The following is a 9722-nucleotide window of genomic DNA, read 5'->3' as shown; positions in this document are numbered from 1 at the left end:
GCGCAGCACCTCGCGGCGCGGGCGGCCACCGTATGCGGCCTGGCCCACCCACTGACCCACATCCTGTTCGCGGCCGCAGCCACGGCGGCCGCCCGGGCGTGGGAGGCCGGCCACCGCGTCACCGGCCTCCACCCCGCACGAACTGATCGGAAACCTGCCGGTGGCTGACAGCCTCCGCCCCCGCTACATGGCCGCCTCGAACCTGTGGCGCACCCACCGCAAGAGCTGCGAGCCCTGCGCCGCCACACCATCGCCGCCGGTATCCACCGGCGCGGTGCGCAGGACGCACGGCAGCACGCGGCCGCCGCCCGGCTCGGCTGGCCGTACTACGAAGCGTTCCTCAACGGCTGGTGACAGCCGGTCTGACGGTTGCCTGATCCGCGAACCACCTCTCGCCATCCGGCGCTGGGGCGGCTCGCGGTGACGGGGAGCCGGACAGCCCGGACCCGCTAGCCCTGAGAGAGGCTCACATGCCCCAGACCACGCCCAAGACGACGACCTCCCCCGCTGCCCCGTTCACCGACGCCACGCTGCGCACGGCGCAGGAACTCGTGGTCGAGTCCTACGGGTCGGTGTGGACCGGCCCGTCCGGTGAGGAGTCCTCCGGCGAGGTCGTCGCCCGCCACCTGGAAGCCACCGTCACCTTGCTCGACAAGGACGGCTGGACCGGGGTCCACACCTACAACCGGGACCGGGACCAGTCCAGCGAAGCGAACCCCGCCGACGACGAGTCCATGACGGTCAAGCAGATGGTCCGGGCGCTGCTGCGGTTTATCCACGAGGACATCGACCTCGACCCGCGGCGGACCCTGGACACCGCGCTGTGCCACGTCGGCGAGAACGGCGTGGACGGCGATACCGACACCGACCGCGTGGCGGGCTACGTCCTGGACCGGCTGATCCAGGCCCACACCGGATCGCCCTCCGCCCGCGCCACGGCGTGGTCGGAGCGCCAGCACCGCACCCACGCCGACATCACCGCCCTGCTGCACGCCGGTGCCCGGTTCGCCCGCACCTACGGCCCCGCCGCGGCCCCCGACCGGGCCGCCTGACCCCCTGCCCCGCCGCCGTACCCGCGCCAGCCCCGCCAGACCGTGGCGGGGCCGGCGCGCGTGGCCCCCGTATATAAGGAGAACTCTCGTGGCGACCGCCGCCCGTACGAAGGCCCCGGCCCGGCGCAAGCCGGCCCGGGCCCGGAAGAACACCCCGCCCAAGCCCACCACGACGAGCACGCCGCCAGTGGAGCCCGTCGCCCCGGCCGTCGGCGCGCCCGCCGGCCGGGGGGCGGGCGATGCGGGTTTGGGGGGCCCCCCCCCCCCGGGCGCCGCCCCCCCCCCCCACCCCGCGGCCCGCCCCCCCCGGCCCGTGCGGTCAGGAGCTGAGCTGGAACTCGGCCCGGATGCGCTTGCCGACCGGCACCCGCTCGGCCGTGACCCGGTCGCACAGGGCGACCACGATCTCCATGCCGTGACCCCCGAGCCGGCCCGGGTCGGGGGAGTAGAGGACGGGGAGGGCCGTGCTGCTGTCGTAGACGGTCACGCTGACGCGCTCCGCGTCGCCCTCGAGCTCGAGCATGTACGGCCCGTGGCTGTAGCGGTCGGCGTTCGTGATGAGTTCGCTGACCGCCAGCATGAGATCGCTGCGGGTGTGCTCGCCGAGAACGGCCAGCCACTCGGCCACCAGCCGCGACAGGAAACGGTCGGCCAGCTCGCGCGCCTGCGCGATGCACCCCGGCTCACCGTCGAAGACCTGGGCGACGAGCAGAACGTCCGTGGGCGCGAGTCCCCGACAGGGATCGTCCGGCCGTGAGGTGGCCTGATCGTTCATGTGCTCCAGCCAAGGCGCCGCAGGGTGGTCTCGCAGACCATTTCTCGCCGTTCGTCTACCCGGGTCGGGGGATCCCACTCCGGCAGACCACACCGATTTTACGCACGGCCGGGCAGCCGCACCACGCTCACGAAGAAGTCGTCGATCTGGCGCACCGCGCCGATGAACTGCTCCAGGTCGACCGGCTTGGTGACGTAGGCGTTGGCGTGGAGTTTGTAGCTGCGCAGGATGTCCTCCTCGGCGGAGGACGTGGTCAGGACCACCACCGGGATCAACGCCAGTTCCGGATCGGTCTTGATGCGCTCGAGCACCTGCCTGCCGTCGTACCGCGGCAGGTTCAGGTCGAGCAGCACCAGATCCGGACGCGGAGCGTCCGCGTACTCACCCTGCCGGTAGAGGAAGTCCAGCGCCTCCTGGCCGTCCCGGACCACGTGCAGGGTGTTGCGGATCCTGTTGTCCTCGAACGCCTCGCGGGTCATGAGTTCGTCGCCGGGGTCGTCCTCGACCAGCAGGACCTCGATGGGCTTGACACGGTCGTTCACGCGCGATCTCCGGACCGGGGGGTCAGCACGGCGGGCGTGAGCAGCTCCGCCGTGGTGTGGGTGGGCGCCTCGGGCAGCACGGGCAGGGTGAAGTGGATGAGCGTACCCTCGGCCGGCGCCGGATCCAGCCAGATCCGGCCACCGTGGAACTCGATGATCTTACGGCAGAGGGAGAGGCCGATGCCCGTCCCCTCGTACTCGTCCCGGCCGTGCAGACGCTGGAAGATGACGAACACCTTGTCGGAGAACTCCGGCGCGATGCCGATCCCGTTGTCCGCGACCGTGAGATGCCAGTCGTCGTCCTCCCGTACGCACCCGACGGTGATCCGGCACGGCACGTCGGGCCGACGGAACTTGACCGCGTTGCCGATGAGGTTCTGCCAGACCATGGACAGTGACGTCGCGTCACCGAGCAGCTCCGGCAGCGGGTCCTCACGCACGACGGTGGCCCCGGCCTCCTCGACGGCGAGGGTCAGGTTGGACAGCGCCCGGTCCAGCGAGCGCTCCAGGTCGACCGGCTTCCAGCCCTCGTGGACCCGGCCCACCCGGGAGAAGGTCAGCAGGTCGTTGATGAGCACCTGCATGCGCTTGGCCCCGTCGACGGCGAAGTCGATGTACTGCTGACCGCGTTCGTCCAGCTGCCCGCCGTACCGCTTCTCCAGCAGCTGGCAGAAGGAGGCCACCTTGCGCAGGGGCTCCTGCAGGTCGTGCGAGGCCACGTACGCGAACTGCTCCAGCTCCGAGTTGGAACGCCTCAGCTCCCCGGTCTGCTCGGCGAGCAGCGTCTCGCGCTTCCGGGACTCGGCGAGCTCCGCGGCCAGGCGGCGGCGCATGTCCTCGACCGCCGAGGCCACCGCCCTGACGTCCGACGGGCCGTGGACCTCGATCCGCCGGTCGAACGCGCCGGCCCGCACCCCGTCCGACGCCTTGGCCAAGGCGTTGAGCGGCCGGCCCACCACCCGGTTCAGCAGCACGCTGAGCGAGACGACGGTCAGGAGGAAGCCGATCAGCAGCGTCGCGAGCACCCGGTCGCGGGTGACGCGGGCGTCGTCCAGCTCGGCACGGGCCTTGTCCCGTGCGGCGTCCAGATGCTGCTGCTGGGCGGTGTACAGCCGCCGCAGCGAGTCGAACTCCGCCTTGCTCTGCCGCAGCGGGAGCGACGTGGCGCCGGCCGGCTCGCCCGTGCGCGCCGCGGCGATCAGCTGATCGGCCCGCGTGGTGCGCCACTGCCGGGCGGCCTCCTCGATGCGGTCCAGGTCCCCGGCGAGCGGCTGCTCGTCGCCCACCAGTGAGCGCAGGTCGGCCAGCCGCTCCTGCTCGGCCCGCTTGCCCGCCTCGTAGGGTTCCAGGAACGAGTCGTCACCGGAGAGGGCGAAGCCCCGCACCCCCGTCTCCTGGTTGAGCAGGGCGTTCTGCAACTGGAAGGACGTCGAGCGTGCGGGCTGGATGCGGTCCACGAGGTCGGTGGTCCGGTCGGACAGGTCGGCGAGGACGAGCCCGCCGACGGCGAGGCAGCCGCAGACCACCAGGACGAAGCCCGCCAGGATCAGGTGGACCCAGTTCTGCACCGACAGCCGCGCGAAGGCGCTCGGCCGCGCGTCGGACCGCGGGGCGGTCCCGCCGCTCTCCCCGGCGGGCACCGCGGGTTCCTCCACGGCCGCGTCGGGCCGTTCCGTGGTTTCCGTGACACTCACGAGTCGATCCTCCAGCCGAGGTGCAGGACGGCGACGTCGTCGGCCAGCCCGCCGTAAGGGGAAGCGCCGGCCGTGGCCTCGGCGACGAGGGCGTCGACGAAGGCACGCGGCTCCAGCGCGCCGTATTTCACCGCCATGTCCAGGAGCCCGTCCTCGCCGAGCCGCGAGCGCGGCCCGGTGCGCCCCTCGAACAGGCCGTCGGTGAAGAGGACGAGCTCGCTGCCGCGGGGCAGCTCCAGCTCCGTCAGCGTCCAGCGGCCGACGCCGGGCATCAGCCCCAGGGCCATGCCGACGTCCGGCTCCACCCAGCTGACGTCCGTGCCGTCGCGCAGCAGCAGCCCGGGGTGACCGGCCCGCGCGATGTACACCCGGTCCCTGGACGGGGGGAAGACGAGCGTGGTCACCGTGGCGAAGACATGGGGGTCCGACCGCTCGGCGGCGAGTATCTCCTCCAGGAGCCCGGTCGTCCCGAGCTGGGGCACCCCGGTCAGCACGGCTGTGCGCCAGGCCACCCGCAGGCAGACCCCGAGGGCCGCCTCGGCGGCTCCGTGCCCGGACACGTCGCCGATCACGGCGTGCACCGCGCCGTCCGCGGTCTGCACCACGTCGTAGAAGTCCCCGCTCAGCAGCCCGTGGGCACGGCCGGCCTCGTAGCGCGCGGCGACACGGAAGCTGTCGTCCCGCAGCAGGGGGATGGGCAGCAGCGCGCGCTCCAGCCGGGCGTTCTCCTGGGCTATGAGCTGGCTCGTCCGGATGGCGGCGGCGGACCGCTCGGCGTGCTTGCGCTGGAGCGCGTAACGGACCGCGCGGCTCAGCATCTCGGGATCGAGGCGGCCCTTGACGAGGTAGTCCTGCGCGCCGTGCGCGACCGCGGACAGGCCGGTCTCCGCCTCGGACAGGCCGGTGAGCACGACGATGGCGGCGTCGGGGGCGGACTCGACCAGCTGCCGGACGGCGTCGAGTCCGTGGACGTCGGGCAGGTGCAGGTCCAGCAGCACGCAGACCGGTGTGCGGCAGGTCCGCAGGAACCGCCGCGCCTCCGCCATCGTCTTGCACCAGGTGAGCCCGGAGTCCAGCTCGCTGTCGCTCAGCATCTCTTCGACGAGCAGCGCGTCACCCGCGTCGTCCTCGACCAGGAGCAGCGATCCGTCGACGTTCCAGACGGAGGTGTCGGCGACGGCGGTCAGCTGTTCCGGGACTCCGGCGGGCTCCATCAGTCGCGCAGAGGCGCCCAGCGGCAATTCGACCACGCTCCACACTCCCTCGGACGGACAGCGCGTGCCCCCTCGCGCAGTTTCGCCGTGAAGCATATGTGACCGAGGCCCGGCGGTCCGCCGGGCCTCGGTGAAACGGAATGGGTTATGGGTTACTGGCTCAGGCTTCGACGCACATGCCGGTGCGCAGACGCTGGACGATCCTGCTGAGCAGGCGCGACACGTGCATCTGGGAGACGCCCAGTTCGGCGCCGATCTGCGCCTGCGTCATCTCCTGGCCGAAACGCATGCGGACGATGGCCCGCTCCCGGTCGTCCAGCTGACGCAGCAGCGGCGCGAGTGCGTGCAGGTTCTCCACATTCTCCATGGCCGGGTCCTCCTCGCCGAGCACGTCGGCGTAGGCGCGCTGGTCGTTGCCGGAGTCGCTGTCGGCGCTCGGGGTGTCCAGGGAGCCCGCCGAGTAGCCGTTGGCGGCGACGAGGCCCTCGATGATCTCGTCCTCGGGGAGGTGCAGATGCGCGGAGAGTTCGGCGACCGTCGGGTCGCGGTCGAGTTCGGCCGACAGGTGCTCCTTGGCCTTCGCGAGCTCGACCCGCAACTCCTGCAGCCGGCGGGGCACATGGACGGCCCAGGTCGTGTCGCGGAAGAACCGCTTGATCTCACCGACGATGTACGGCACGGCGAATGTGGCGAACTCCACTTCGCGCGAGAGGTCGAAACGGTCGATCGCCTTGATCAGCCCGATCGTCCCGACCTGGATGATGTCCTCGGCGTCGTCCCCGCCCCGGTTGCGGAACCGGGAGGCGGCGAACCGGACCAGGGAGAGGTTCATCTCGATCAGGGTGTTGCGCGCGTACTGGTATTCGTGGGTTCCCTCTTCGAGGACCTGGAGCCGGTCGAAGAACAGCTTCGACATGGCCCGGGCGTCCTGCGGGGCGACCTTGCCCGCGTCCTCGATCCACGGAAGCGCGGCCTCCTCGGTGACCGTGCCCGCCTCGTCGCGCCGCGCGCCCGTGGTGCCGATCGCTTCGGTGGTCCGCGCTGACATGGCCGTCATGGTGTCGCCCTCCCTGGAATCCGGTGTATCGCCCGGCACCTTCCCGGGTTCTTCGAAGTCATGCCTCCCTTTTACAGAACTTCTTTCCTCTCCACCGAAACCGGCTGTCCCGCCTCCCCTCTGCCGCCATCAGGCGGAAGGATTACGTACTGTTCGGGCGGATGTGACCGAATAGTCGCATAGTCCGTGTGTGAGAGACGTCTCATCGCGGGCACGTGTGGTGTTTCAGGAGGAGAAGGAGAGATCATGAGCGAAAGCGGCGTGGCGGGACAGCGCACCGTCACCACCAGGATCCCCGCCCGGCTGGACCGGCTGCCCTGGTCCCGATGGCACTGGATGATCGTCATCGGGCTCGGCACGGTGTGGATCCTGGACGGCCTCGAGGTGACGGTCGTCGGCAACATCGCCAGCCGGCTCTCCGAGGAGGGCAGCGGACTCCCCATCACCGACGCCCAGGTCACCGGGATCGCGGCCGCGCTGTACGTGGCCGGGGCATGCTCCGGCGCGCTGGTCTTCGGCTGGCTCACCGACCGCTTCGGGCGCAAGAAGCTCTTCCTCATCACCCTCGCCGTATACCTGGCGGCGACCGCGCTGACCGCGATCTCCTTCTCGGCCTGGTGGTTCTTCCTCTTCCGCTTCCTCACCGGCTTCGGGATCGGCGGGGAGTACGCGGCGATCAACTCCGCGATCGACGAACTGATCCCCAGTAAGTACCGGGGACGTGTCGACCTCATCATCAACGGCAGCTTCTGGCTCGGCGCCATGGCGGGCTCACTGCTCTCCGTGCTCGCCCTGAACACCGACATCTTCCCGAAGGACCTCGGCTGGCGGCTGACCTTCGCCCTGGGCGTGGTCCTCGGACTCGTCATCCTCGTGGTGCGGCGCCACGTGCCGGAGAGCCCGCGCTGGATGTTCATCCACGGCCGCGACCAGGAGGCGGAGCGGCTCGTCGAAGAAGTGGAGCGCGAGATCGAGTCGGAGACCGGCGGCAGCCTGCCCCCGGCCGAACCCGCCATCACCGTACGCCAGCGCAAGAGCATCGGATTCGGCCTCATCGCCACGACCGTCTTCCGCTCCTACCCCAAGCGGGCGGTCCTCGGACTCGCCCTCTTCATCGGGCAGGCCTTCCTCTACAACGCCATCACCTTCGGCTTCGGCTCGATCCTCGTGAAGTTCTTCGACGTCTCCAGCGGCGCCACCGGCTACTACTTCGCCGTCATCGCGTTCTGCAACTTCCTGGGGCCGCTCTTCCTCGGCCGCTTCTTCGACACCGTCGGACGCAAGCCGATGATCGCGGGGACGTACATCCTCTCCGGACTCCTCCTCTTCGGCACCGCGTGGCTCTTCGACGCCGGGGCGCTCACGGCCGTCACCATGACCGCCTGCTGGTGCGCCGTCCTCTTCGTCGCGTCCGCGGGCGCGAGCTCCGCGTATCTGACCGTGAGCGAGATCTTCCCCATGGAGACCCGGGCGATGGCCATCGCCTTCTTCTATGCGGTCGGCACCGCCGCCGGCGGTATCACGGGCCCGCTGGTCTTCGCCGACCTGACGGCGAGCGGCGTGGTCGGCGAGACGGTCCTGGCGTTCTGCATCGGAGCCGCCCTCATGGTCGCCGCCGGAATCGTCGCCGCCTTCTTCGCGGTGGCCGCCGAGCAGAAGTCGCTCGAGGACATCGCCACCCCCCTGTCGGTCGGTGAGGGCAAGGCCTGACGGCCGAAACGGAGCAGCCCCGGACTCGTGGCAGACTTGACCGGGGCATTCGGCCCATGGCGCGCCGGCCCTCGCCGGCCCCCGGCCGGACCTCCTCCCCACGCCCGGCAGCGGCGCGAGTGACGAGTGACAGAGGAACGGCAATGACGGTGACGAAGGACAGCCCGGAGCTCGCTCCCGGAATCGACGGGTTCGGTCCCGGTATCGACCCGGAGCGGCTGGCCGTCTGTCTGAGCGTGCTCGACGAGCTCGACACCATCGAGGTCGACCACCCGGACGCCATCGCCGTGCGCCGGGCCACCGCGGGCATCTACCGCACCGTCAAGCAGCGCCGCCGCCAGGAGCGCCGAGCCGCCAAGACGGCGCACGACAAGGCGGTCACCGAAGCCACCGCCACCGGCTCCGCCGAGCGCATCGACGACGAGACCCAGGGCGTGCTGCCCTCGTCCTCGGCCACGGCCGAGATCGCGGGCATACTCCAGCGCCCCCGGTCCTGCTACATCTGCAAGACCAGGTACGTCGAGGTCGACGCCTTCTACCACCAGCTCTGCCCGTCGTGTGCCAAGGAGAACCGTGCCCGGCGCGACGCCCGCACCGACCTCACCGGCCGCCGGGCGCTGCTCACCGGTGGCCGTGCCAAGATCGGCATGTACATCGCGCTGCGGCTGCTGCGTGACGGTGCCCACACGACGATCACCACCCGCTTCCCCAACGACGCGATCCGGCGCTTCAAGGCCATGCCGGACAGTGACGAGTGGATCCACCGGCTGAAGATCGTCGGGATCGACCTGCGCGACCCGGCCCAGGTGGTGGCGCTGGCCGACTCGGTCGCCGCCGACGGGCCGCTGGACATCCTGATCAACAACGCCGCCCAGACCGTCCGGCGCTCCCCGCAGGCCTACAGCGAGCTGCTGAGTGCCGAATCCGCGCCGCTGCCCGCCGGTGAACTGCCGGCCGCCGAGGTCATCGGGACGTTCGGCAGCGGGACGGTCGACCGGGTGGCCGCGCTTCCGGCCGCGCGCAAGGAGGGCCAGGGCCTCGCCGCCCAGGACGTCACCGGCCTCGCGCTGGTCACCGGGTCCGCCACACCGGCCCGTATCGCCGCCGGGACCGCGATCGACGCGGGCGGCCTGGTGCCCGACCTGCACGACACGAACAGCTGGATCCAGACGGTGGAGGAGGTCGAGCCGATCGAGCTCCTCGAGGTCCAGCTCTGCAACTCCACGGCACCCTTCATCCTGATCAGCCGGCTCCGTCCGGCGATGGCTAAGGCCCTCGGGCGCGCCTACGTGGTGAACGTCTCCGCCATGGAAGGTGTGTTCAGCCGCGGGTACAAGGGCGCCGGCCACCCGCACACCAACATGGCCAAGGCCGCGCTGAACATGCTGACCCGCACCAGCGCGCAGGAGATGTTCGAGAAGGACCGCATCCTCATGACCGCCGTCGACACCGGCTGGATCACGGACGAGCGCCCCCACCCGGACAAGATGCGCCTGGCCGAAGAGGGATTCCACGCTCCTCTCGACCTCGTCGACGGCGCCGCCCGCGTCTACGACCCCATCGTGCGCGGCGAGGCGGGCGAAGAGCTGTACGGCTGCTTCCTCAAGGACTACGCGCCCGCCGGCTGGTGATCCGGCCCGCACGACGACAGCGGCGGCGGCCCGTACCCACGGGCCGC

General features: G+C 70.9%; 9 protein-coding genes. 4 read left to right on the top strand and 5 right to left on the bottom strand.

Translation table 11 applies throughout. The annotated features are described in order from the left end of the window. Nucleotides 1-204 precede the first annotated feature (204 nt). On the top strand, nt 205-354 hold the full coding sequence (locus ABZ371_RS23450) for a hypothetical protein (RefSeq protein ID WP_358682910.1): 150 nt from the start codon (nt 205-207) through the stop codon (nt 352-354). A gap of 116 nt (nt 355-470) precedes the next feature. Next, nucleotides 471-1052 (top strand): hypothetical protein, encoded by a 582-nt coding sequence (locus tag ABZ371_RS23445; RefSeq protein ID WP_358682908.1) that lies wholly within the window; start codon nt 471-473, stop codon nt 1050-1052. A gap of 319 nt (nt 1053-1371) precedes the next feature. On the opposite strand, the gene ABZ371_RS23440 is transcribed toward ABZ371_RS23445, so the two are convergent. The 5 genes from ABZ371_RS23440 to ABZ371_RS23420 form a co-directional block, all read right to left on the bottom strand. Further along, nucleotides 1372-1827, bottom strand: coding sequence for an ATP-binding protein (locus ABZ371_RS23440; RefSeq protein WP_358682906.1), 456 nt, complete (start codon nt 1825-1827; stop codon nt 1372-1374). 98 nt (nt 1828-1925) lie between these two features. After that, nucleotides 1926-2369 (bottom strand): response regulator, encoded by a 444-nt coding sequence (locus tag ABZ371_RS23435; RefSeq protein WP_358682904.1) that lies wholly within the window; start codon nt 2367-2369, stop codon nt 1926-1928. Further along, nucleotides 2366-3937 (bottom strand): CHASE3 domain-containing protein, encoded by a 1572-nt coding sequence (locus tag ABZ371_RS23430; protein WP_358682914.1) that lies wholly within the window; start codon nt 3935-3937, stop codon nt 2366-2368. Before ABZ371_RS23430 ends, ABZ371_RS23435 begins: the two co-directional genes overlap by 4 nt. Nucleotides 3938-4059: 122 nt before the next feature. Beyond that, complete coding sequence (locus ABZ371_RS23425) at nt 4060-5277, bottom strand: SpoIIE family protein phosphatase (protein ID WP_358682912.1); 1218 nt, start codon at nt 5275-5277, stop codon at nt 4060-4062. A gap of 160 nt (nt 5278-5437) precedes the next feature. Next, complete coding sequence (locus ABZ371_RS23420) at nt 5438-6334, bottom strand: RNA polymerase sigma factor SigF (protein WP_358682902.1); 897 nt, start codon at nt 6332-6334, stop codon at nt 5438-5440. A 246-nt stretch (nt 6335-6580) separates the two neighbouring features. Between ABZ371_RS23420 and ABZ371_RS23415 the strand changes: the two genes are divergently transcribed. Then, the gene (locus ABZ371_RS23415; RefSeq protein WP_358682900.1) at nt 6581-8044 is read left to right on the top strand and encodes an MFS transporter; all 1464 of its coding nucleotides are present in this window, start codon (nt 6581-6583) and stop codon (nt 8042-8044) included. A 143-nt stretch (nt 8045-8187) separates the two neighbouring features. Beyond that, nucleotides 8188-9675, top strand: coding sequence for an SDR family NAD(P)-dependent oxidoreductase (locus tag ABZ371_RS23410; protein WP_358682898.1), 1488 nt, complete (start codon nt 8188-8190; stop codon nt 9673-9675). Nucleotides 9676-9722 lie beyond the last annotated feature (47 nt).

The organism is Streptomyces sp. NPDC005899, from assembly GCF_040629645.1.
Taxonomy (GTDB): domain Bacteria; phylum Actinomycetota; class Actinomycetes; order Streptomycetales; family Streptomycetaceae; genus Streptomyces.
This window is presented reverse-complemented; position numbering and strand designations above follow the sequence as displayed.

Bases quoted from the DNA above. Each gene is read 5' to 3' on its own strand.
- ABZ371_RS23445 (WP_358682908.1), top strand. From the start codon at position 471: ATGCCCCAGACCACGCCCAAGACGACGACCTCCCCCGCTGCCCCGTTC.
- ABZ371_RS23440 (WP_358682906.1), bottom strand. From the start codon at position 1,827: ATGAACGATCAGGCCACCTCACGGCCGGACGATCCCTGTCGGGGACTC.
- ABZ371_RS23425 (WP_358682912.1), bottom strand. From the start codon at position 5,277: ATGGAGCCCGCCGGAGTCCCGGAACAGCTGACCGCCGTCGCCGACACC.
- ABZ371_RS23420 (WP_358682902.1), bottom strand. From the start codon at position 6,334: ATGACGGCCATGTCAGCGCGGACCACCGAAGCGATCGGCACCACGGGC.
- ABZ371_RS23415 (WP_358682900.1), top strand. From the start codon at position 6,581: ATGAGCGAAAGCGGCGTGGCGGGACAGCGCACCGTCACCACCAGGATC.
- ABZ371_RS23410 (WP_358682898.1), top strand. From the start codon at position 8,188: ATGACGGTGACGAAGGACAGCCCGGAGCTCGCTCCCGGAATCGACGGG.